The 23,296-nt window shown below is 67.6% G+C and carries 16 protein-coding genes; 11 read left to right on the forward strand and 5 right to left on the reverse strand.

Features of this window, described 5'->3' with window-relative positions; translation table 11 throughout:
- Positions 1–9: 9 nt before the first annotated feature.
- The gene (locus AC1EJR_RS07445) at positions 10–1,563 is read right to left on the reverse strand and encodes a flavin-containing monooxygenase (protein ID WP_477112775.1); all 1,554 of its coding nucleotides are present in this window, start codon (positions 1,561–1,563) and stop codon (positions 10–12) included.
- A 318-nt stretch (positions 1,564–1,881) separates the two neighbouring features.
- On the opposite strand from AC1EJR_RS07445, the gene AC1EJR_RS07450 reads away from it, so the two are divergent.
- The 7 genes from AC1EJR_RS07450 to AC1EJR_RS07480 all read left to right on the forward strand — a co-directional run bounded on the left by AC1EJR_RS07450 (position 1,882) and on the right by AC1EJR_RS07480 (position 10,295).
- Positions 1,882–2,463 carry a hypothetical protein gene (locus AC1EJR_RS07450; RefSeq protein ID WP_441645448.1) on the forward strand — a complete coding sequence of 194 codons (582 nt, stop codon included), beginning with the start codon at positions 1,882–1,884 and terminating at the stop codon, positions 2,461–2,463.
- 11 nt (positions 2,464–2,474) lie between these two features.
- A complete protein-coding gene (locus AC1EJR_RS07455) occupies positions 2,475–4,070 on the forward strand; it encodes a GMC family oxidoreductase (protein WP_477146951.1) in 1,596 nt (531 codons plus the stop codon).
- A 331-nt stretch (positions 4,071–4,401) separates the two neighbouring features.
- Positions 4,402–5,343 (forward strand): TetR/AcrR family transcriptional regulator, encoded by a 942-nt coding sequence (locus AC1EJR_RS07460; protein ID WP_477146952.1) that lies wholly within the window; start codon positions 4,402–4,404, stop codon positions 5,341–5,343.
- 200 nt (positions 5,344–5,543) lie between these two features.
- Positions 5,544–6,470, forward strand: a complete 927-nt coding sequence (locus AC1EJR_RS07465; RefSeq protein ID WP_092291068.1) for a DUF1571 domain-containing protein — start codon at positions 5,544–5,546, stop codon at positions 6,468–6,470.
- A gap of 227 nt (positions 6,471–6,697) precedes the next feature.
- The gene (locus tag AC1EJR_RS07470) at positions 6,698–8,089 is read left to right on the forward strand and encodes a DUF2957 domain-containing protein (RefSeq protein ID WP_477146953.1); all 1,392 of its coding nucleotides are present in this window, start codon (positions 6,698–6,700) and stop codon (positions 8,087–8,089) included.
- A gap of 41 nt (positions 8,090–8,130) precedes the next feature.
- Positions 8,131–9,429, forward strand: a complete 1,299-nt coding sequence (locus AC1EJR_RS07475) for a DUF2957 domain-containing protein (protein WP_441591557.1) — start codon at positions 8,131–8,133, stop codon at positions 9,427–9,429.
- Between the two features lie 80 nt (positions 9,430–9,509).
- Positions 9,510–10,295: an OmpW/AlkL family protein gene (locus AC1EJR_RS07480; RefSeq protein WP_477112793.1), complete on the forward strand. Its 786-nt coding sequence runs from the start codon at positions 9,510–9,512 to the stop codon at positions 10,293–10,295.
- A gap of 69 nt (positions 10,296–10,364) precedes the next feature.
- Here AC1EJR_RS07480 and AC1EJR_RS07485 read toward each other — a convergent pair whose 3' ends face one another.
- Genes AC1EJR_RS07485 through AC1EJR_RS07495 form a run of 3 tightly spaced genes read right to left on the reverse strand, consistent with a single transcriptional unit; the run spans position 10,365 to position 16,210 of the window.
- Positions 10,365–11,843, reverse strand: coding sequence for an efflux transporter outer membrane subunit (locus AC1EJR_RS07485; protein WP_092291060.1), 1,479 nt, complete (start codon positions 11,841–11,843; stop codon positions 10,365–10,367).
- Position 11,844: 1 nt separating this feature from the next.
- Positions 11,845–15,000: an efflux RND transporter permease subunit gene (locus AC1EJR_RS07490; RefSeq protein ID WP_477146954.1), complete on the reverse strand. Its 3,156-nt coding sequence runs from the start codon at positions 14,998–15,000 to the stop codon at positions 11,845–11,847.
- Positions 15,001–15,043: 43 nt separating this feature from the next.
- Entirely contained in the window at positions 15,044–16,210 is a 1,167-nt protein-coding gene (locus AC1EJR_RS07495) for an efflux RND transporter periplasmic adaptor subunit (protein WP_092291056.1), read from the reverse strand.
- 499 nt (positions 16,211–16,709) lie between these two features.
- On the opposite strand from AC1EJR_RS07495, the gene AC1EJR_RS07500 reads away from it, so the two are divergent.
- Entirely contained in the window at positions 16,710–17,426 is a 717-nt protein-coding gene (locus AC1EJR_RS07500) for a TetR family transcriptional regulator (RefSeq protein WP_092291054.1), read from the forward strand.
- 12 nt (positions 17,427–17,438) lie between these two features.
- On the opposite strand, the gene AC1EJR_RS07505 is transcribed toward AC1EJR_RS07500, so the two are convergent.
- Complete coding sequence (locus tag AC1EJR_RS07505; protein ID WP_477146981.1) at positions 17,439–18,527, reverse strand: ABC transporter substrate-binding protein; 1,089 nt, start codon at positions 18,525–18,527, stop codon at positions 17,439–17,441.
- 213 nt (positions 18,528–18,740) lie between these two features.
- Here AC1EJR_RS07505 and AC1EJR_RS07510 point away from each other — a divergent pair, with 213 nt between their 5' ends.
- The 3 genes from AC1EJR_RS07510 to AC1EJR_RS07520 all read left to right on the forward strand — a co-directional run bounded on the left by AC1EJR_RS07510 (position 18,741) and on the right by AC1EJR_RS07520 (position 23,295).
- The gene (locus AC1EJR_RS07510; RefSeq protein ID WP_092291052.1) at positions 18,741–19,415 is read left to right on the forward strand and encodes a response regulator; all 675 of its coding nucleotides are present in this window, start codon (positions 18,741–18,743) and stop codon (positions 19,413–19,415) included.
- 1 nt (position 19,416) lies between these two features.
- Complete coding sequence (locus AC1EJR_RS07515) at positions 19,417–20,892, forward strand: sensor histidine kinase (RefSeq protein WP_477146955.1); 1,476 nt, start codon at positions 19,417–19,419, stop codon at positions 20,890–20,892.
- Positions 20,893–21,000: 108 nt separating this feature from the next.
- Complete coding sequence (locus AC1EJR_RS07520) at positions 21,001–23,295, forward strand: type VI secretion system Vgr family protein (RefSeq protein WP_441591563.1); 2,295 nt, start codon at positions 21,001–21,003, stop codon at positions 23,293–23,295.
- Position 23,296 lies beyond the last annotated feature (1 nt).

The following is a 23,296-nucleotide window of genomic DNA, read 5'->3' on the forward strand; positions in this document are numbered from 1 at the left end:
CGTGTGGGGCTAGATGCGGATCGCGTCGGCGTCCTCGGGCTGCGGCATGCCAGTCGGCTGCCGTGCCGGCCATCGCTCGTAATCGGCCGGTTGGAAAGCCTGCGTGGCGCGGCGGAACTGCCAGGTGAAGCCCGGCCACAGCGTGGTGTTCTTGCCGTTGCGTGGGTCGATGTACCAGCTGGCGCAGCCGCCGGCGCTCCAGATGGCGTGGCCGAGCTTCTGCTGGATGTTGCGGTTGAAGGCGGCCTGCACGGGCGGGCGCACGTCCACGGCCTGGAGGCGGGCCTGACGCATGTGGCGCAGCGCGTCCAGCACGTAGTTCACCTGCGACTCGATCATGAACACCATCGAGCTGTGGCCCAGGCCGGTGTTTGGGCCGACGATCAGGAACAGGTTCGGGAAGCCGGCCACGGTGGTGCCGAGGTAGGCCTGCGCGCCATCGCGCCAGGCATCGAGCAGGTCTTCGCCGTCGCGGCCGACGATCACGCCGCGCGGCAGCGGGTCCGTGGCGTGGAAGCCGGTGCCGAGGATGATGCAGTCCGCCGGGCGGCGCGTGCCGTCGCGCATGACGATGGCGTCCGCCTCGACGTGGTCGATGCCGGTGGTCACCACGTCCACGTTGGGCCGCATCAGCGCCGGGTAGTAATCGTTCGAAATCAGCACGCGCTTGCAGCCGATGGTGTAGTCCGGCGTCAGCGTGGCGCGCAGGGTCGGGTCCGGCACCTGCCGCCGGAGATGGCGGCGCGCGATGCGCTCCACCGCCTTCATCAGCTTCGGATGGAGCACGAAGCCGAGCACGCGCGATTCGAGCATCCAGTAGATCCCCGTGCGCGCCAGCGCCTGCGTGAACGGCAGGTGGCGGAACAGCCAGCGCTCGGCGGCGGAGACCGGCCGGTCCGGCTTCGGCATGATCCACGGCGGGGTGCGCTGGTAGAGGTCGAGTTGATCGACGAGCGGCGCGATCTGCGGCACGAACTGGATCGCGCTGGCACCGGTGCCGATCACGGCAACGCGCTTGCCGGCCAGCGGCGTGTCATGGCGCCACTGCTGCGAGTGGAACATCGCGCCCGCAAAGGTATCGAGGCCGGGAATATTGGGGATCGATGGCCGGCTCAGGCCGCCCATCCCCGACACCAGCACCCGCGCCCGCACGCGCCGGCCATCGGCCATGCGCAGGCGCCAGCAGCCTGCCGGGGCGTCCCAGGTGGCCTGCTGGAGCGAATGCCCAAGGCGCAGGTGAGGGCGCAGGCCGAAGCGGTCCGTGCAGTGTTCCAGGTAGGCGCGGATTTCCGGCTGGGTCGAGAACATGCGCGACCAGTCCGGGTTCGGCGCGAACGAGAACGAATAGAGGTGCGATTGCACATCGCAGGCACAGCCGGGGTAGTGGTTGTCGCGCCAGGTGCCGCCCACCGCCTCGGCCTGCTCGAAGATCAGGAAATCGTCTTCGCCAGACTGCTTGAGGCGGATGGCCATGCCCAGCCCGGCAAAGCCGCTGCCGATGATGGCGATGTCGCAGGTGACTTCGGTGCCAAGACCGGCCGGCAGGTCCACGGGTGCGTTCATAGAGGGCGTTCCGGTGGGTGCGCTGGCGGCGCCGGCTGGCGGCGGTTCGTTAGCGACACCGTTTATTGTGACATTGTTCGATGTMATCATAGGTAGCGCTTCCGGGGCCGGTCAATCCGATGGCTTGAAGGATTGCTCTATTTTTGGGGGATTTCCAGTGTCGTAGCCATCACATAAAACGATGACGCAGCGATGGGCGCAGCAGTGGGTACGGATGTCAGCCGCGCGTTTGAAACCGAAGTGGAAGTCGAAATTATTCTCGGGCGCTTAGGCAGAATCGCCACGCCGTCATCCCAAGAACAAAAACGGAGACACCGCATGCCCCGACCGGCTTCCCTCGCCCCACCCCAACGACCCGCGCGTCGCGCATTCCTGAAGGTTGGCGCCGGCTTCTCGGCGGCCATCGCCTGCTCGGCGCTGTTCCCGGCACTGACCGGCTGCACGCCCGCCGATGCGCCGGAGGCCGGCATGGCGTTCCTGCGCCCGGCCGATGTGACCCTGTTTCGCGCCCTGCTGCCCGCCATCGCCAGCGATCTGGCCACGGTGGACGCCGCCACGCACGAGACGCGGCTGGCCGCCGCCGTAAGGAACATCGACGGAACCATCGCCGCAATGGATCAGAACGGGCGCGGGGAACTACGCAAGCTGCTTGACCTGCTGGCCAGCACGCCGCTGCGCTGGGCCGTGGCGGGCGTTCGGTCGCCGTGGGAGCAGGCCACGCCCGATGCGGTGCGCGCCTTCCTCGCGCGCTGGCGCGCCAGCCGTTTCGAGACGCTCAACGCGGGCGGCGTGGTGCTGGTCAAGCTGGCCAGCGTCGCCTACTTCGTGCTGCCGGGCACCTGGGCTGCGAGCGGCTATCCCGGCCCGAATCCCGCGGTCTATCGCGCCCTCCACAGCTAAGGCTCCCGCTCATGGCCATCGACGATATTTACAGCGCCGGCATCGCGTCCGGCTGGAAGGTGCTGGACGCCGCCACATTCACCGCGCCGCGCACGCTCGACACTGACGTGGCCATCATCGGCACCGGTGCGGGCGGCGGCATGGCCGCCGAAATCCTCAGCGAAGCGGGCCTGCGGGTGCTGCTGCTCGAGGAAGGCGGGCTGCATACCTCGAACAGCTTCCGGGACATGGACGAGGCGCGCGCCTATCGCGATCTCTACCAGGAGGCGGCCGCCCGGGCGACGTCGGACGGTGCGATCGCCGTGCTGCAGGGACGCTCGGTGGGCGGCAGCACCACGGTCAACTGGTCGTCCAGCTTCCGCACGCCGTCCCGGACGCTGGCGCACTGGGCCAGCGAACACGCGGTGACGGKCCACAGCGAGGCCGAGATGGCGCCGTGGTTCGCGCGCATCGAGGCCCGGCTCGGCATGGCGCCATGGGCGATGGCACCGAATCCGAACAACGCGGTGCTCAAGCGGGGCTGCGACCAGCTCGGCTGGGAATCGCACGTGATTCCGCGCAATGTGAAGGGGTGCTGGAACTCCGGCTATTGCGGCTTCGGCTGCCCGGTCAACGCCAAGCAGTCGATGCTGGTGTCGACGATTCCCAACGCGCTCGCCCACGGCGCCACGCTGATCCACCGCGTGCGGGTACGCAAGCTCGACCATGACGGCAAGGCCGCGCACGGGCTGACGGGCGAGGCCCTCGGCTTCGACGGCTATACGCCGACCGGCGTGACGCTGACCGTGCGGGCACGCCATGTGGTGGTGGCGGGCGGGGCCATCAACTCGCCGGCGCTACTGCTGCGTTCGGGGGTGCCGGATCCGCACGATCTTATCGGTCGTCGCACGTTTATTCATCCGGTGAATTTGAGCATTGCGGAAATGCCGGAGCTTATCGAACCGTACTATGGGGCGCCCCAATCCATCGCCTCGGACGAATTTCAGTGGCGCAATGGCGCCACCGGCCCGATGGGCTACAAGCTGGAGGTCCCGCCAATGTTCCCCGGCATCAGCGCTGGCGTGCTCAATAACTTTGGCGATGCGCTGCGCCGCGAGATGGCCGCGTTGCCGCACACCAACGCCATGCTGGCGCTGTTGCGCGACGGCTTCGTGCCGGATAGCCCCGGCGGCCGGGTGCGCGTGGCCGACGACGGCAGCCCGGTGCTGGACTACGCGCTGAGCGACTACGTCTGGGACGGCGTGCGCCGCGCCTGGCTGAGCATGGCCGAGGCCCAGTTCGCCGCTGGCGCCAAAAAGGTGCGTCCCGCCCATCTGGACGCCGCCTGGTACACCAGCTGGCCGCAGGCGCGCGACGCCATCCAGACCCTGCCCCTGAAGCCGTTCCGTGCCCTGCTGTTCACCGCCCACCTGATGGGCGGCTGCGCGATGAGCGACGACCCGGCGCGCGGCGTGGTCGATAGCCAGGGCCGGCATCACCATTTGTCCAATTTGTCTGTGTGCGACGGGTCAGTGTTTCCTACGAGCATCGGGGCGAATCCCCAGTTGTCAGTTTTCGCATTGACGGCGCAAAATGGTATGTCGCTAGCAGCTCGCATCACGGCGTGATGGGATCGGCGGCGGCCCGCTCGGGGGGGCGGTAGCGTTGGGTTGGGGATCGCGCAGCGGAGGCAAACCGCCGCCAGGCTTGGCATCACAAGGCATGGCGGAGGCCCGGCGACTGTGGCGACCCTACGGATTCGCGTAGGTTTTCTGCCTGGCGGATCGGTACTCGCGGTCTAGAGGAACTCTTCGAAAATTGCACTTGTGAAACAGTCGAGGCGGTGAAGTAGGCTTCGTACAACCGTTTCAAGCATCCGTACGCCGACAGAGCAACGGAGCCACAGTGGTAGTGGATATTTGCAGGGGTCCACAGCAGTAATTTTGCGAGAGACACCCCATGAAGACCGGCAAAAGCACGGCAGGCGATACCAAGGCGCGGATCCTGGATGCGACCGAGAAGCTGTTCATCGAAGTGGGCTACGAAGCGACCTCCCTGCGGCAAGTCACGTCGCGGGCGATCGTCAATCTCGCAGCCGTCAACTACCACTTCCGCAGCAAGGAAATGATGATGCAGGCGGTGCTCGGCCGCCGGCTGGATCCACTCAACACGCGGCGACTGGCGCTCCTCGATGCCTGCGAGGCCCGCTGGCCCGGCCACGCCATCCGCTGCGAACACGTGATGGGCGCGCTGTTCGTGCCCGCGCTGCAGATGGCACGCCAGCCCGAGATCGGCGGTCCGTCCTTCCTGCGCCTGCTCGGGCGGGTGTACTCGGACACCTCGCCATTCATCCAGTCCTACCTGATKGGGCACTACGCTCCGGTCTTCGGGCGCTTCTTCGAAGCCTTCGCCCGGGCGCTGCCGGACGTGCCACGCCAGGAACTCGGCTGGCGCCTGCATTTCGCGCTCAAGGCGCTGGCCGGCGTGCTGGCCGGCGACGAACTCGGCAACCTGATGCCGGCGTTCACGCAGGGCAAGAGCATGAGCGATGCGCACGTGCTGGCCCAGCTGACGTCGATGGTGGTGGCAGCCCTCAAGGCGCCCTCGCCCGAGACGCAGGAGCTGGGCGCGCTGCAGGACGTGTTCGACATCGGCGATGCTCAGCAGGCCGATGAGCAGGCACATATGGCGGCCCTGGCCGCCACCGTGGAGGACGAGGCCCACAAGGCCGCCGTTGCCACGGCCGCCGCCGTGAACCGTGCCCGACGCGGCACGCGCACGGTACGCAACGAAGGGGCCACGCGCGCGGCCACCGCCAGCCTGGCGGTACGCCGCGAGATGTGTCCCGCTTTCCCCAGCAATCCGCTCGACGACTGGATGCGCACCCGCTCCAGAAACTAGCCGTGCGCGGCGGTCTCCATCGGGACCGCCGCCCTGGCACCGAGCGCGCGACGACCCGCGTCGCGCCGGGATTGCCCTGATTCGAGATCGATTCTTTTCGCCACGCCACCGCGAGGCGTGACGCCCTGCGCGCCACGCACGGGCGCCCTGCTGCCCGCCATTTGCCCACGCCTTGCACAACAACAGACAAGAGACACGCGATGAAGCCATTACATCTGGTCGCCGCCATCGGCGCCGTCATCGGCCTGCTGGCCACGCAACACGTTGGCCTGCCGCTGGCCCGCGCCCAGACCGCGCCGCCGGCCGCCCCAACCATGAGCGCCCCCGCCGCAGCACCGGGTACGCGCGCCGCCACGCCCTATGACGGCATCCCGGCCGCCCAGCAGTCGGCGCTGTTCTCGAAGCAGGTTGCCAGCGGCGAGCTGGCCGCGCTGCCCGATGCGCAGCTACTGGCCACCTTCGACGCCCTGCAGCCCGAGACCCTGCTGATGTGGGCGCGCGCCGAGATGAGCCGCTATCCCGAATACGAATACTGGATGACCCGCCAGGAGCGCCTCAATGGCCAGTGGCAGGACACCCCGGCGCGGATGATGATCCGCTACCGCCACCAGCCGCGCCAGCTCTACGCCAAGTGGCTGCCCAACGGCGTGCAGTCCGGGCAGGAAATTCTCTATGACGAGACCCGCCGCAAGGACGAGATGTACGGCCACCTGGGCGGCATCATGGGCTTCACGTCGATGTGGATCTCGCTCGATGGCACGCTCGCCAAGTCTCAGTCGAACCATACGGTCCGCGACTTGGGCTTCCAGTTCGTGCTGTCGATGCTCGAACGCGACGCGCGCTCGCTGCGCGCCGCCGGCCTCTCCGAAAAGTACAACCGGGCCGAGATCGTGCGCGAACAGGGCGTGCGCATGGTGGCGCTGACCTGGGACCTCCCCGAGGGCGCGCCCAAGTACTACGCCAAGAAGGTGCAGCTGATGCTGGATCTCAAGCACCCGTGGCCGCGCGTGGAAACCGCGTGGGACGCGGACGGCAACATGGTCGAGAAGATCGTGTTCGAGCGCGCGGTGAAGAAGACCTTCGACGCCGCCACGTTCGACCCCGCCAACAGCGAGTACAAGTTCTGACCGCCGCGCGAGTGCGTACGCCGGGCGTTTGAATGTGGACGCAGGGGCCTCCGCACACGGTTTGAACGCTGGGCCCCCGCGCTTGCACGGCAACGCTGACAGACCGGCCACCGGTGTTTGGAACGAGCGCTCTATTGACGCTCAAACGCGCCAGACGCGAGAGTCCGACCCACCGCGAGAGATCCGCAACAAGCGGACCGCCGGTCATAACAACATGGAGACAAGTCATGTCCGAGCTGCACCTTCGGCGCGCGCCACATCGCGCCCCTAACAGCGCCCTTAGCTTCGCCGCCACCCTGGCTGGGGTAAGCCTGACGCTCACGCTGGCCGCTTGCGGCGGCGGGGGCGATGACCCGGGCACCGCGGCGCCCGCCGCCGCCCAGCAGTGCGGCGCCACCAACAGCTGCCCCGCCACCGGCCCCACGCAGAACCAGCCCGTGGCCGCGCTGTGCCCGGACACGCTCGACTACAACACCACCTACACGGGCGGCTCCGGCGCTGGCGAACTCGTGAAGATGCAGTTCGACTCCACGCAGGGCACCTACCGCATCCAGATCCTCGAATCGGCCGTGCCGAAGGCCACCAACGACATCTACCCGACGCGCGGCGGCGTGACGCTGACCGGCACGATGGCGCATCCCACGCGCCCGCTGCCCACCCCGGCGCAGAACCAGTGCGCCTACGAGCTGAAGACGGCCACGGCCTCCGACGGCGTCTCGCAGGCGCTGATCGACCCGGCCAACCCGCCGATCATCTTCGTCGGCAACGGCGTGGCGGGCGGCGGCATTCCGGGGGCGACGATCGAGTACGCCGGCATCTTCGGCATCGGCGCGATCCCGAAGACCACCTTTCCGATGTACCCGGTGCTGGCCTTCGCCCAGACCGAGACCGACTTCGCCAAGGTGGCCGGCACCTACAACGTGCTCGGCTACCACCTCGTGCCGTCCGGTGGCGAGCTGTCCCCGGCCGGCTACTTCCTGCCTGCCACGGCGCAGACCGTGGAGACGCTCAATGCCGATGGCACCTGTCACGCATCGAGCGGCAACTGCGTGACCACGGGCCAGCCGTGGAAGCTGCGCGGGGGCACCGACGGCGCGTTCGACAGCGACAACGCCAATAGCACCCAGCCCTACCCGCATTTCTTCGACAAGGCCTTCCTGCAGGACCCCAACAGTCTCGCCAAGGGCGTGCTGGTGGTCGGCAAGCTCGACGGCGCGCAGGTGCCGCTGCTGATCCGCGTCGGCTATGCCCGCATCGACCTGGCGGCGAACATCCTCAGCGTGGATGACGAATCGGGCCTGGCGCTGCTCTCGCCCACCACCGCCACCACGCAGGCGGCGATGCAGGGCAGCTACATCGGCTCGGGCAGCGACTTCAAGTACCTGTCGTCGATCGTCCACGACAACCTCGTCGCGCTGATCGATCCGCAGGATTCGTCGCTCAAGCCGGTGGGCGGCTTCCAGATSGACTTCACGCAGGCCACCCAGCCCGGCGTAGTGGCCACCACCGACAACAGCGGCGTCACCGGCAAGCTGATCACCACCGGCCCGGTCTACGCGCACCTGTTCGGCCCCGCCGCGAGCCCCACGTTCCGCGTGAGCGCGCTGGCCAGCCGCTGATTCCGCACCCCACACCATAAGAAAGACMAAGGAGACGCCTCATGCCCCAACTGCCCTCCCCGCTTCCTGACTCGCTCCCCGTCCCCCGTCGCCAACCGTGGCTGGGCCGGCTCGCGCTGGTACTCGGCGCCACCGCCCTGCTCGCCGCCTGCGGTGGCGGCGGGGACAGCGGCGGTGGCACCGCCACGCCGGCCGCCGCGCCGGTGCGGCTGTGCCCGAGCGCCATCGACTATTCCACGCCTTACATCGGCGGCACGGGTTCGGGCGAACTGGTCAAGGTGCAGATCGATACCACCCAGCGCACCTGGGCTGTCACCTTCCTCGATTCATCGGTGCCGCGCACCACGGGCACCATCAAGCCGACCCGCTCCGACCCCACCGGCGGCAAGAACGTGATGACCGGCACGCTGGCCAAAGAGACCGGCCTGCCGACCGAGAAGCTCAACCAGTGCGCGTTCCAGCTGCTCGGCGCCAGCCTCGACCCGGCCCGGCCGGCGCGGCTGTTCATCGGGCAGGGCGTGATGGGCGGCACCATCCCGGGCGCGCGCATCCAGTTCAACGGCATCGCCGGCGCGGGCTCGGTGCCGGATACCACCTTCCCGTTCTTCCAGTTCATCGGCTTCGCGCAGACCGAGACCGACCTGACCAAGATTGCCGGAAGCTACAACGGCTCGGGCTTCCATGAGGTGCCATCGAAGAAGTTCCAGATGGTGGCGCAGGACTACCGCATGGCGCTGGCGGCCGATGGCTCGTTCACGGTGTGCGACAACAAGGCCGGTGGCACCTGCAAGCAGCGCGGCGACAAGTTCGTGCCGCAGGACAACGGCACGCTGCTCTCCACGCACTACGAGGGCGAGTTGCCGCCGACGCTGGGCGCCGTGCTGGGCCGCGCCTACCTGATCGTCGGCAAGCTGGCCGGGCACCTCGTGCCGATCATGATCCGGGTGGGCTTTGCCAACGACGACTTCACCCAGTTGCCGGTGGGCGCCGACGACGAGATCGGCATCGGCATGATGGCGCAGGCGGTCTCCGCGCCGCAGGGCACCTACAACGCCGAGTACGTGGGGGTGGACAGCAACTTCGAGTACCGCGTGACGGCACTGGTCGATGGCGACGCGGCCATGCTCGACCCGTTCCGCGCCTCGGACGCCACGCTGGCCACGGCGATGAAGCTCGACTTCTCGCAGACGGTGCCCGGCGTGGTCACCACCACTCGCAAGGACGTCGGCGCCAGCGGCCCCAAGGGCAAGTTCATGTTCACCGGCCCACGCGGCGTGTTCGGCTTCGTCGAGGACCGCAACGGCTCGCCCTACTTCACCGTCGGCGCGTTTGTCGAATAACGGACAGKAGACACAACATGACCCTGCACCGCCTGTTCGCCCGCCTCGCCACCATCGCCACGCTGGCCGCGTGCGCCGGCATGCCGGCCGCCCACGCCCAGAAAGCCGGGGACAACGTCGTCTCGGCGGGCTGGTTCCATATCCAGACCCACGGCACGAGCCCGCCGCTGACCACCAGCGTGGTGGACGTGCCGATCAACTACCCGCTCGGCCTGCCCTCCACGTTCACGGCGCCGGGCAGCGGCCTGTCGACGTCGAATGCCGATACGCTGGGGCTGACCTTCAGCCACTTCGTCACGGACCATATCGCCGTGACGGCCGTGGGTGGCATTCCGCCCGAGTTCAAGCTGTACGGCCACGGCGAGCTGATCCCGCCGGGGCCCGCCGGCGCACTGGGGCGGCAGAGCCTGGGCGATCCATCGCTGAACCCGATCATCACGCGCGCCCGCCAGTGGAGCCCTGCCGCGATGGTCCAGTATCACTTCCTGGAGCCGGGCACGCGCTTCCGGCCGTTCCTGGGGGTGGGCGTGTCGTACAACTTCTTCACCGATATCCGCGTGAATCCGGCCTTCGCGGAGTCGGTCAACAACAACCTCGGCGCGGTGCTGGCGGCCGGCGCCGGTATCCCGGGGCCGACTTCGGTCCATGCCGATGCCTCGTCGTCGTGGGCGCCGGTGTTCAACGTCGGCGGCACCTACAACTTCAACGAGCACTGGGGCGTGACGGCGGCGGTGACCTACATCCCGCTGAAGAGCACCTCGACGATGACCATCAAGGCGTCTGACGGCACCACGCTGTCCACCTCGAAGACGAAGCTCGAACCGAATCCGATCATCTTCTTCCTGGCGGCGACGTACAAGTTCTGATCCGGCGCTCCCAAGCAAAAAGGGCGAAGCTCGCGCTTCGCCCTTTTTGCATCTGCGTTGCCGCAGTCCTTACTGTGCCGAGGTGCCCGTCGGCGGCGTGGTGGCCTGCGCCACTGCACCCGTCTCGGTCAGCCCGCCGCCCAGCGCGCGGTACAGGTCGATCGAGTTGACCAGACGCAACTGCCGCGCCTGGATCAGCGCCTGCTCGGCGGAGAACAGCTGGCGCTGCGCGTCGAGTTCGTCCAGATAGCTCGCCACGCCGCTGCGGAAGCGCAGCCGGGACAGCTCGTAGCGCGCCGATTCCGCGTCGCGCTGCTGCTGCTGGCCGGCCACCTGCTCTTCGAGCGTGCCGCGCGCCACGAGGGCGTCGGCCACTTCGCTGAAGGCCACCTGGATGGTCTTCTCGTAGTTGGCCACCTGGATGTTCTTGCGCACGTTCGCCAGGTCGAGGTTCGACAGATTGCGGCCGTAGTCGAAGATCGGCAGCACCAGCTGCGGCGAGAACGACCAGATGTTGGCGCCGGAGTCGAACAGGTTGGTGAACGAGGTGCTGATGTTGCCGGCGCTCGCGGTCATCGTGATGCGCGGGAAGAACGCCGCCCGCGCCGCGCCGATGTTGGCGTTAGCCGACAGCAGGGCCTGCTCGGCCTGGCGGATGTCCGGACGCTGCGTCAGCAGATCGGACGGCAAGCCTTCCGGGATGTCGCTGATGATGTGCTCGTCGGACAGCTGCATCGGTGCCGGCAGGTTGGCAATCTCGCCGATCGGCTTGCCCACCAGCACTTCCAGCGCGTTCTGCGCCTGCGCACGCTGGCGCGCCAGCTGCGCGGCGGCCACGCGGGCCTGCGCCACGAGCGACTCGTTGTCGCGCAGATCCAGGGCCGAGGTGGCCCCCGCATCGAAACGCCGCTTCGCCAGCTCGAACGTGCTCTGGCGCGCTTCCAGCGTGTTGCGGGCCAGGTCGTACTGCTCGGCCGCCGCGCGCTCGGCGAGATAGGCCTTGGCGACTTCGGACACCAGCGAGATGTAGGCGGCGCGATGGGCCTCCTCGGTGCTCAGGTACTGGGCCAGCGCGGCGTTCGACAGGCTGCGGACGCGCCCGAAGAAGTCCAGCTCCCACTGGGTCACCGACAGGCCCACCTGGTAGATGTTGCCCGTGAACGATTGATCGACGCCCGAGGTTGCCCCGGAGAACCGGCCGCGCTGGAAGCTCGCGTTGCCGTTCAGGGTCGGCAGCAGGTCCGCGCGCTGGATCCGATACTGCGCGCGCGCTTCCTCGATACGCAAGGCCGCCGTGCGCAGGTCGCGGTTGTTCTCCAGCGCCGTGGCGATCAGCCCCTGCAGGCGCGGATCGGTGAAGAAGTCGCGCCAGCCGATGTCCGTGGCGCGGCGGGTCTCGCCGCTCTTCACCTCGGCCGATGCGTAGCCCTCCGGCGCCGCCGGAAAGCCAGCCGCCACCGGCGCGGCCGGACGGTCATAGTGCGGCGCCAGCGTGCAGCCCGTCAGCACGCCGGCCACCAGCAGCAGTGTGGTCAGTGTCTTGGTCATGTCAGTTTTTCTCCTGGGCTTCTTCCAGGCGCGCGCGTTCCCGCTCGTGCTGGCTCGCGCTGCCCTTGAAGCGGCCGCGCACCACCACGAAGAATACCGGCACCAGGAAAATCGCCAGCACCGTGGCCGTGATCATCCCGCCCATCACGCCCGTCCCGATGGCGCGCTGGCTGCCCGAGCCTGCGCCGGTGGCAATCGCCAGCGGCAGCACGCCCAGGATAAATGCGAACGACGTCATCAGGATCGGCCGGAAGCGCAGGTGCACCGCCTCGAGCGTCGCCTCGACCAGCCCCTTGCCCTGGGCCTGCAGGTCCTTGGCGAACTCCACGATCAGAATGGCGTTCTTCGCCGAGAGGCCGATCGTCGCGATCAGGCCCACCTTGAAGTACACGTCGTTGGGCATGCCGCGCAGCGTCACGCCGAGCAGCGCGCCGAGCACGCCCAGCGGCACCACCAGCAGCACCGCCACCGGGATCGACCAGCTCTCATACAGCGCGGCCAGGCACAGGAACACGATCACCAGCGACAGCGTGTAGAGAATCGGCTCCTGCGAACCGGCCAGGCGCTCTTCATACGACTGGCCCGACCACTCGAAGCCGAAGCCCGGCGGCAGCTTAGCGAAGTTCTCCTCCATCACGCGCATGGCCTCGCCCGTGGACTTGCCCGGCGCAGCCTGGCCAGCCAGCTTCACGGCCGGCATGCCGTTGTAGCGCTCCAGGCGCGGCGAGCCCATGATCCACTGCGACGTGGCGAACGCGGCAAACGCCACCATGTCGCCATTGGCATTGCGCACGCGCAGCTTGGTCAGGTCGTCCGGCAATTGCCGGTCCGCGCCCTCAGCCTGCACGATCACGCGGCGCACGCGGCCTTCATAGATGAAGTCATTCACGTACGAGGAACCGAAGGCGATGGTCAGCGTGGCGTTGATATCCGCCACCGTCACGCCCAGCGCCCGCGCCTTTTCGCGGTCGATGTCGATGCGCAGCTGCGGCGCGTCTTCCTGGCCCTCCGGGCGCACGCCCTGGAGCACCGGATTCTGCGCCGCCATGCCGAGCATCTGGTTACGCGCTTCCATCAGCTTGGCGTGGCCCTGCCCCGTGCGGTCCTGCAGGCGGAAGTCGAAGCCCGACGAATTGCCGAGTTCCGAGATCGCAGGCGGGTTCAGCGGGAAGATGATCGCATCCTTGATGAACGACAGCGCGCCGAATGCCCGGCCCACCAGCGCCTGGGCGGTCTGGTCCGCGCCCGGGCGCTCCTTCCAGTCCTTGAGCCGCACGAAGGCGATACCGCCGTTCTGGCCACGGCCGAAGAACGAGAAGCCCGCCACCGTGATCATCTGGTCGACGACCTTCGACTCCTTCTGCAGGTAGTAGTCCTCGATCTGCTTGAGCACGCCGATGGTGCGCTCCTGCGTGGCGCCCTGCGGGAGCTGCACGACCGTGATCATGTAGCCCTGGTCCTCATCGGGCAGGAACGACGACGGCAGGCGCTGGAACAGCAGCACCACGCCGGCGATGATCACCGCGTAGATGATCAGGTAGCGGCCCGAGCGCTTCAGGATGCGCGCGACCATGCCCTGGTAGCCGGTGGACGCCGTGGCGAACGTGCGGTTGAACCAGCCGAAGAAGCCCTTCTTCTCTTCGTGATGGCCGGCCTCGACCGGCTTGAGCAGCGTGGCGCACAGCGCCGGGGTCAGCGTCAGCGCCAGCACGGCCGAGAACGCCATCGAGGCGATCAGCGACAGCGAGAACTGGCGGTAGATGTTGCCGACCGAGCCCGAGAAGAAGGCCATCGGGATGAACACGGCGGTCAGCACCAGCGTGATGCCGACGATGGCGCCCGTGATCTGGCCCATGGCCTTGCGGGTGGCCTGGCGGGGCGAGAGCCCCTCCTCGCTCATGATCCGCTCGACGTTCTCGACGACCACGATGGCATCGTCCACCAGGATACCGATGGCCAGCACCATGCCGAACATCGTGAGCACGTTGATGGAGAAGCCGAAGGCCAGCATCGCCCCGAACGTGCCGAGCAGCGCCACCGGCACCACCAGCGTCGGGATCAGCGTGGCGCGGAAGTTCTGGAGGAACAGGTACATCACCAGGAACACCAGCACCACGGCTTCGAGCAGCGTCTTGACCACTTCCTCGATCGAGATCTTCACGAAGGCGGAGGTGTCGTACGGCACGCTGAACTCGTAGTCCGGCGGGAAGTAGCGTTGCAGCTCTTCCATCTTCGCGCGCACGGCGGTGGCCGTGGCCAGCGCGTTACCCGTGGGCGCGAGCTTGATGGCGATGGCCGACGCCGGCTTGCCGTTGATGCGGGCCAGCGTGGAGTAGTCCGCGCCGCCCAGTTCCACACGGCCTACGTCCTTGATGCGCACCGACGACCCATCCGGGTTCGTGCGCAGCAGGATGTTGGCGAACTGCTCGGGCGTGGTCAGCCGGCTTTCCGTGCTCACCGTGGCGTTCAGCTCCGTGCCCCGGGGCGACGGCGTGCCGCCCAGTTCGCCCACGGCGACCTGGATGTTCTGCTCGGAAACCGCCGCGGTCACGTCCAGCGGCGTCAGGTTGTAGCCGGTCAGCTTGGCCGGATCCAGCCAGACGCGCATGGCGTACTCGGTACCGAACAGGTCGGCCGAGCCCACGCCGGGCACGCGGCGGATGGAGTCCACCACCTGCGCGGAGACGAAGTTACCGAGCGCGATCGCATCCGTATTGCCGGACTTGGACGAGACCGTGATGAACATCATGTAGTTGTTGCCGGCCTTGTCCACCTTCACGCMCTGCTGGCGCACCTMMGCCGGCAAGCGCGCTTCCACGCGCTTGAGGCGGTTCTGCACCTCCACGGAGTTCAGGTCGACGTTCGAGCCCGGCGCGAACGCGATGTTGATCGACGCCAGCCCGGACGCCTCGCTTTGCGACTCGTAGTACAGCAGGTTCGGCGCGCCGTTGAGTTCCTGCTCGATCACGGACACCACCGAGTCCTCGATGGTCTTGGCGGACGCACCGGGGTAAGTCGTGGTCACCGAAATGATCGGGGGGGCGATGTTGGGGTACTGGGCGATCGGTAGCTGCAGGATCGCCAGCACCCCGCCGAGCGCGATGATCAGCGCGAGCACCCACGCGAACACCGGCCGGTCGATAAAAAACTTGGCCATGAATCTGGCTCCCTATCTATTACTTATGGTGCGATGGCGCGGGTCAGCCTTGGGTGGCCGGGGTCGACGCGGTCTTCGGCGCCTGGAACGGCACGGCCTTGGCGGGCGCGCCCGGCTGCACCTTCTGCAGCCCTTCCACGATCACCTTCTCGCCGCCCTTCAGGCCTTCGGTGATGATCCAGCGGTCGTCGATCGCCTGCGGTGCCTTGACCGGCACCACGGCCACCTTGCCGTCGGCGCCCACCACCATCACGCTGGCGCCCTGCGCCGTGCGGATCAGCGCGCGCTGCGGCACGGTCAGGGCGTTCTCGTCCACGCCCTGCTCGATCTTCACGCGCACGAAGGTGCCCGAGAGCAGTTCGCGCTTGGCGTTCGGGAACTCCGCGCGCAGCGTGATCGAGCCGGTGGTCGGGTCCACGGTCATGTCCGTGAACAGCAGCTTCCCGGTCTGGCTGTACTCGCGGTCGCCCGCCTCGGGGAACAGGTGCACACGGGCACCGCCATTCACACCCTTGACCTGACCATTCTCGATGGCCCGGCGCAGGCGTGCCACTTCGGCGGCAGGTTGCGTGAACGTCACCCAGATCGGATCGACCTGCTCGACCACCGTCAGCTTGGTGGCTTCGCCCTTGCCGACCAGCGCGCCTTCGGTGACCAGCGCGCGGCCCACGCGGCCGGAGATCGGCGCGGTGACCGTGGTGTAGCCCAGGTTGATCTGGGCCGTGGTCACGGCAGCCTTGGCGGCGGCGATGTCGGCATTGGCTTGGCCGGCAGCGGCCACGGCGTCATCGAACTCCTGCTTGCTGACCGCGTTGGCGGCCACCAGCGGCTTGTAGCGCTCGGCCTTCTGACGCGCGGAGACGGCGTTGGCCTCGGCCCGCTCCAGCTGCGCCCTGGCGGACGCCAGCTGGGCCTGGTACGGGGCCGGATCGATGCGGAACAGCACCTGGCCAGCCTTCACTTCGCCGCCTTCGGTGTAGTTGCGGGACAGCACGATGCCTTCCACGCGGGCGCGCACTTCGGCGGTCCGCACGCCTTCCAGGCGGCCCGGCAATTCATTGATGACGGCAACAGCGGACGGTGTGACGGTAACCACACCCACTTCGGCCGGCGGCATGGCGCCGCCCTGCGGGGCCTTCTGGCCGCAGGCGGACAACGCCAGGACCGCCACGGCGGCGGCAACGCAATGGATACGTTGGGACTTCCTCATCGATAACCCCATGATGATGTTTGAGATCTGCCGCACTGGCCGCATGTGACGGCCGGACGGGCGCGCCACTGCGTGGCGAGTGCGGAAAAGCGTAATGCGCACCGCAAGCCGGCCCCCTTGAGCGGGCGCATGGCTAGCGGCGTTGGTGCGTTAAAACGGGCAGGTTGGTGCCCGGCGCGTCGGCCGTGACGTCACTTTGCGTGCAGGGCGTCACTGGATCTTGGGCTGGCCGACGATCGAGCAAGCGCGTAGTATATATACATTCAAGCATGTATGTTAAGTCCGGCACGCAAACAGCGCCTTTTACAACACTTTGAAGCGCAGCCTTTTTGACGCAATCTTGACGATTTGCGTCAACAGTGAGCACGAATATTGCGGGCAGGTTAGGATGCGCCCCGCCGATGGCGGTGTCGCCATGAACAAATGAGAGGTTGTCGTCACAATCGTGTGGCACAACGGAGACCTGGGCGGATAAGCGTCCGCTGGCAGGAAAGAGGAAATGGTCAGACGTACCAAGGAAGAAGCGCAGGAAACCCGCAACCGGATCCTGGATGCCGCCGAGGCGGTGTTCCACGCCCGTGGCGTGGCGCGCCCGTCACTTGCAGATATTGCCGAAGCGGCCGGCGTCACGCGCGGCGCCATCTACTGGCACTTCAAGAACAAGAGCGATGTCTTCGCGGCCATGTGCGACCGCGTGAACCTGCCGGTGGAGGCGCTGATCGCCCCCGAGCGGCGTGCGCTGCGCGAGGATCCGCTGAACAGCATCCGCGACATCTGCGCCTTCGTATTCAAGCAGACCGTGGTGAACCCGCAGTGGCGCCGCGTCTTCGAGATCATCTTCCACAAGTGCGAGATGGTGCAGGACAACGGCGCGATCTTCGAACGCCAGCGCCAGTCGCACAAGGAAGGGCTGGTCAAGATGCACGAGCACCTGCGCATGGCCGTGGAATGCGGCCAGCTACCGGAGGATCTCGACATCCCGCTGGCCGTCAACGCCTTCCACGCGGCCATTGGCGGCGTGCTGGCGCACTGGCTGTTCTCGCCCGAGGATTTCGAACTCAATCACGAAGCCGAGCGGCTGGCCGACGCCATGATCGACATGCTGCGCTTCTCCACCGCGCTCCGGAAAGGCTACGTGCCGCGCCCGATGGGGCCGATCGACGCCGAAATGGCCACGTTCTGCGGGTCGTCCACGCCACAGGCCCTGGCCGAATAAGCCTCCCCAGCCCTATCCCCGCAGCGCCTCGCGCCAGCGCGCCAGGAACGCCCGCTTGCGCAGGGCGTCCTGCGCGGCCAGCAGGCCGGGGCCCACGCTGATCGGCTTGAGCGCATAGCCGAGCCGCTCCGCCAGCGTCTGGGCCGTGTAGGCGCTGTCAGTATCGGTGCGGATCGTATAGAGCTGGGAAGTCGACTTGCCGAGCTGCGCCTGCCCCTCGCGCGAGAGCACGAAGTCCAGCCACAGCCGCGCCGCATTGGGCCGGGGCGCCTGCCGGGCGATAAACGCCACGCGCGACATCACCAGCGTGTAGTCGCGCGGCGCGATCACGCCGATACTGGCGCCGCGCTCCATCAGCGACAGCGCGTACGACCCCAGCAGGTTGTAGCCGAGCACCAGCTCGCCGCTGGCGATGCCTTCGATCATGTCCGCCGTCGAGGCCGACAGCTTCACGCCCGCGCGACCCAGCGCCTGCGCCAGATACCAGAACTCGCTGCCCATGCGCGCGTCCTGCTGCGCAAGCAGGTAGCCCACCCCCGAACGCTCCACGTCATAGGTCACGATGCGCCCGCGCCACTGCGGCCCGCGCTCCTGCAGCAGCCGCGCCAGCCCGCTGCGGCTGCCGGGCACATGCGCGCCATCGAAATACTTGCGGTTGTAGACGATCACGGCCGGCTCGAAGGTCGTGCCCCAGGCCTCGTCACGCCACACCGCCCAGCTCGGCAGGCCGGCGCGCTCGGGCGAGTTGTAGCGCTGGKCATAGCCGTCGTTGACAAGCTTGATCTGGAGGTCCATCGCCGTGCTCCACAGCACATCGGCGAACGCCGCGTCGCGCGGCGCGCGCGTGGCGCCCAGCGCGGCGCTCTCGGCCAGGAATCGATCGTTCAGCTCCACCGTGTTCAGGTCCGCGTAGCGCACGCGCACGCCGGGGTAGCGCGCTTCGAAGGCGGCGATCAGCGGCTGGACCACCGCGAGATCCGTCGACGCGTAGACCGCCACGGCGCCCTCACGCTGGGCCCGTTCGATGATGCCGGCGTACTCGGGCGGATAGCCGTCCGGCACGCGCGGTGCGGCCTGGGCCAGTGCGGGCAGGGCGGCCATCGCGGCACCCGCGCGCAGCAGGTGCCGGCGCACCGGCGATGCGGGCGCGGAGGACGGCGTCGGCAGGGGCGATGTCAGGACGCGATTCGGCAAGGCGGAACGGAGGGCGATGAGGGACAGGCCGCCGACACCGGCGGGCAGGGCGGAGGTATTATAGGCGCCCTCGGGACGCGCCCGCGCCCTCGATTCCCGATCCGGCAGAGGAGGTCCGGCATGCGTATCCTGCTGGTAGAAGATGAGGTGGAACTGGCCCGCTGGGTGGCCCGCGCGCTGGAGCAGGGCGGCTTCGTCATCGAGCACGTGGCGGACGGCCTGCAGGCCGAAGCCCGGCTGATGGCCGAGGAATACGACGCCGTGGTGCTCGACCTGCGCCTGCCCGGCAAGGACGGCCTGGCCGTGCTCAAGGCCATGCGTGGCCGCGACGACCGCACGCCGGTGCTGATCCTGACCGCCCAGGACACCCTCGACGAACGTGTGCGCGGCCTGAACCTCGGCGCCGACGACTACCTGCCCAAGCCCTTCGCCATCGCCGAACTCGAGGCGCGCATCCTCGCCCTGATCCGCCGCAGCCGTGGCCGCGCTCATCCCCGCCTGCAATGCGGCACGCTGGTATTCGATGGCGAGACGCGCAGCTTCACCCTCGGCGGCGCCCCGCTGGCGCTCACGCCACGCGAATCCACGCTGCTCGGCGCGCTGCTGGCCCGCAGCGGCCAGCCGCTGACCAAGGCGCAACTGCTCGACAAAGTCTTCTCGCTCGATGCCGACGTGAGTCCGGACGCCATCGAGGTGCTGGTCTACCGCCTGCGCAAGAAGCTGACCGGCCATGGCGTGACCATCGTCACGCTGCGCGGCTTCGGCTACCTGCTGGAACCCGAGGCCGAGGCCTGACATGAGGCGCCGCCGCCCGCGCACGCCAACGCCGGCGCGGCCCTGGCTGCGCGGCAGCCTGCGCCGCCAGCTACTGATCCTGCTCGTGCCGGCGCTGGCGCTGATGATGGCGGTGGACAGCTGGTTCACCTACGGCACGCTGCGCCACGCCGCCAACACCGCCTACGACCGCTCGCTCTACGGCTCCGTGCGCACCATCGACAACGCCATCGGCATGGCCGGCGAGAGCGTGCAGCTGACGCTGCCGGATGCCGCGATGGAGATGTTCGAGACCGCCGCGCAGACCCACGTGTTCTACCGGGTGTCGATGGAGCGGGCAGGGCGCGTGGAGACGGTGACCGGCTATGACGACCTGCCGCTGCCGGCGGGCACCCTCGTCAACAATCAGACCCGCTTCTACGACGCCACCTATCGCGGCGAGCCGGTGCGCATTGCGGCGATGGCCCGGCCGGTCTACCGGCCCGACGCGCGCATCCGCGTGATCATCCAGGTGGCCGAGACCGCCGAACCCCGCTCGGCGCTGATCGCCAATGTCTGGCGCAGCGCGCTGCTGCGCGACCTGGCGCTGATCGTGCTGTCGGCCCTGATCCTGGTGGGCGGCGTGACCTATGTGCTGCGTCCGCTGCAGCGCGTGCGCGACGATGTGCGCGCGCGCTCGCCCGAGGACCTGACGCCGCTCGAATTCGACCGCGTGCCGGTGGAAGTGCGTCCGCTGGTGGACGCGGTGAACCTGCACGTCTCGCGCTCCGAGACCATGGCGCAGTCGCAGGCCCAGTTCATCGCCGATGCCGCGCACCAGCTGCGCACGCCGCTGGCCATCCTCAAGACGCAGGCCGAGTTCGCCCAGCGGCAGCTGGCGGCCCGCCACAGCGAGGCCGGGCGCGAGGCGGCTGGCGAAGCGGTGGGCGGCATCGTCACGCAACTGGAGCAAGCCGCGCGGCTGACGAACCAGCTACTGGCGCTGGCGCGTGCTCGGCAGCCAGTGCGCGAGGGCGGCGGGCCGGCCGAATTCGTGGCCGAGATCGACGCGGTGACCGTGGCAGAACAGGTGGCACTCGACTACCTGCCGCTGGCGCGCGGCAAGCAGCAGGACTTCGGCTGGGAACGGCCGACGGACCTGACGCTGCCGGTGCGCGCCGACGCCGCGCTGCTGCGCGAGGCACTGGCCAACCTGGTGCACAACGCGATCCAATACTCGGGGCGCGGCAGCCGCATCACGCTCTCCGCMGCGCGCGTGGGCGGCGATGCACTGCTGGTGGTGGAAGACGACGGCCCCGGCATCCCCGAAGCTGAGCGCGAGAAGGTGTTCGCGCGCTTCTATCGACGGGTGGAAAACACCGAACCGGGATCCGGCCTGGGCCTCGCCATCTCGCGGGAAATGGCCKCACGCTTCGGCGGCACCGTGGTGCTGCGCGAAGGCGTACAGGGCAGGGGGGTGCGAGCGGAGTTGAGATTGCCGATGGCTGGCGACGCGTAGACGCGACAGCGATTTTTCGAACTAGTACGATTGTAGTGCCCACTTCGACGCTTCTAGCATGGCCCCTACGCAGCTTTTCCGGACTGCGCGGGCAACGGAGCGAGAATCATGGCGCGGCAGTCGTATTTCCTGAAAGTCCCCGGTGCGACAAGCGCCGCAGGGTTGTCGGTGGTGTCATTCGAGGCGGTGGAGCGGCTGGGCGAGCCCTACGAGGCCATCGTCCAACTGACACACCCTCTTGAACTGGACCGCGCCGATTATCTCGGCAAGCCGGCCACATTCCTGATCGACCCCGGCGATGAATCCGAGCCGCGCACCTTTGCCGGCTGCATCACCCGCTTCTCCAAGACGGCGCAAACACCGGACTTCCATGCGTATGAGATGGTCGTGGAACCGCTGGTCGCCCGCCTGAGGCTGACTCGCTCCACCCGCATCTACCAGCACCAGACCGCGCCGAAGATTATCGAGGCAATTCTGCGGCGGCATGAACTGGTCGGGCATCAGTTTTCCTTCAGGCTTCGACGCCAATATCCCCAGCACGCGTTCCGCTTCCAGTATCAGATGTCCGATTGGGAAACCATCCGTCTGCTGATGGAGCAGGAGGGGCTGTATTCCTATTTCCTTCCCGGCAAGTTCGGCGAGATGGTGGTGTTTGGCGATGACATCGACCATTACCTCTACCAGCCTGAACTGCGGGTGCCGTACCGGGAGACGGCGGGGCTGGAAGCGGGCATCGAAGCGGTCTTCGCCCTTCGTACTATTGCGAAAACCGTTCCAGCATCGTTCCTGGTGGCGGACTACAACCCCGATCTGGCATGGGAGCCGCTGAAGGGCGAAGCCAATGTCGCGAGGAAGGACAAGACCACCTACGGCCAGCCTTATGTCTTCGGCACTCATCATCTGGATTTCGAAGGCGCCAAGTGGGAGGCGCAGCTTCGGCATGAGGCGGCGGTGGCTTCGCAGGTGGTGTATGAGGGCGAAAGCAACGTGCTGGAACTGCGTCCGGCGCGGATTCTGCGGATGGATCTTGCGCTGGCGGACGCGCCGCATGGGCAGGTCATCACCGAGGTCATCCACACCGGCGCACGCGACGCCGCGTATCGCAATACCTTCAAATCGATCCCTTCGGATCGGCGCTTCCGGCTACCGCTGGACGAGGCCAACTGGCCGAAGATTCAGGGCACGCTGAGTGCGCGCATTACCTCCCCGAGCCAATATCCATATGCCTACCTGACCCAGCAGGGTTATTACACCGTCCGCTTTGACTTCGATTTCGAGGACTGGCCGGGCGGTGGGGAATGCGTGCCGCTGCGGCTGGCCAAGCCATTCGCCGGGGCACTGCAAACGGGATTCCACTTCCCGCTGATCGACGGCACCGAGGCGGCGATCGCATTTCGGGACGGTAATCCCAATAAGCCGTATATCGCCCACGTTCACCATAACAGTCGTCAGACGGATCTGATTACTAATCAGGATCGCTGGCTGTCCCGCAACGTCATCCGTACGCAGAGCGATAACAAGCTCGAATTCGAGGATTGGGAGGGGCAGGAGCACATCAAGCTGTCCACCGAGCATTCGGGGAAGAGTCAGCTGACGCTTGGCCACATGGTGGATGGGAAGTGGAAGCGACGGGGTGAGGGCTTCGAACTCAGGACTTCCGGCTGGGGGGCGATCCGGGGCGGCAAGGGGCTGTTCATCACCGCCGACGATCAGCCAAAGGCCACAGGACAGCAACTCGACATGGCCCCAGCCCAGCGCCTGCTCGAACAAGCGCTCCAGCAAAGCCAGGCACTGGCCGAGACCGCCAAGACCGCCCAGGCCCTCGCCGCCGACTGCGAGCGCCAGCAGGCCTTGCTCAATGACAGCCTCAAGCAACTGCGCGCCGCCGGCCTGCTCGCCAGCGCCCCCGCCGGTATCGCCCTGGTGTCTGGCGCGGACCTGCAAACCAGCGCGGCGAACCATCTCATCGCCACCGCCGGGGGCAGCGCGGACATCGGCGTGATGAAGCGCTTCACCGTCGCCGCCGGCGACGCCGTGTTGCTGTTCGCGCAGAAGCTCGGCATGAAACTGTTCGCGGCGCGCGGCAAGGTCGAGATCCAGGCGCAGGGCGATGAATTGCAGTTGGCGGCACTTAAGGACGTCACCATCAGCAGTACCGACGGGAAGCTTGTTCTTACCGCAGACAAAGAGGTCTGGATCGGTGCCGGAGGATCCTACATCCGCATCACCGGGGAGCGCATCGAGAACGTCACGCTGGGCGACATCTACGAAAAGTCGGCGTACTGGAGCACCCAGGAACGCGCGTCGATGACCGTTCCGCTGCCTCAATTCCCCCGTACCACATGCAGAAGCTGCCTGCTCGACGCCATGCGCCGGGGTACGCCTGGCGTCATTCTCAAATAGG

The organism is Cupriavidus sp. 05T42 (assembly GCF_056396345.1).

Bases quoted from the DNA above. Each gene is read 5' to 3' on its own strand.
- AC1EJR_RS07500 (WP_092291054.1), top strand. From the start codon at position 16,710: ATGGTCAGACGTACCAAGGAAGAAGCGCAGGAAACCCGCAACCGGATC.
- AC1EJR_RS07510 (WP_092291052.1), top strand. From the start codon at position 18,741: ATGCGTATCCTGCTGGTAGAAGATGAGGTGGAACTGGCCCGCTGGGTG.
- AC1EJR_RS07450 (WP_441645448.1), top strand. From the start codon at position 1,882: ATGCCCCGACCGGCTTCCCTCGCCCCACCCCAACGACCCGCGCGTCGC.
- AC1EJR_RS07485 (WP_092291060.1), bottom strand. From the start codon at position 11,843: ATGACCAAGACACTGACCACACTGCTGCTGGTGGCCGGCGTGCTGACG.
- AC1EJR_RS07480 (WP_477112793.1), top strand. From the start codon at position 9,510: ATGCCGGCCGCCCACGCCCAGAAAGCCGGGGACAACGTCGTCTCGGCG.
- AC1EJR_RS07445 (WP_477112775.1), bottom strand. From the start codon at position 1,563: ATGAACGCACCCGTGGACCTGCCGGCCGGTCTTGGCACCGAAGTCACC.
- AC1EJR_RS07465 (WP_092291068.1), top strand. From the start codon at position 5,544: ATGAAGCCATTACATCTGGTCGCCGCCATCGGCGCCGTCATCGGCCTG.
- AC1EJR_RS07475 (WP_441591557.1), top strand. From the start codon at position 8,131: ATGCCCCAACTGCCCTCCCCGCTTCCTGACTCGCTCCCCGTCCCCCGT.
- AC1EJR_RS07495 (WP_092291056.1), bottom strand. From the start codon at position 16,210: ATGAGGAAGTCCCAACGTATCCATTGCGTTGCCGCCGCCGTGGCGGTC.
- AC1EJR_RS07520 (WP_441591563.1), top strand. From the start codon at position 21,001: ATGGCGCGGCAGTCGTATTTCCTGAAAGTCCCCGGTGCGACAAGCGCC.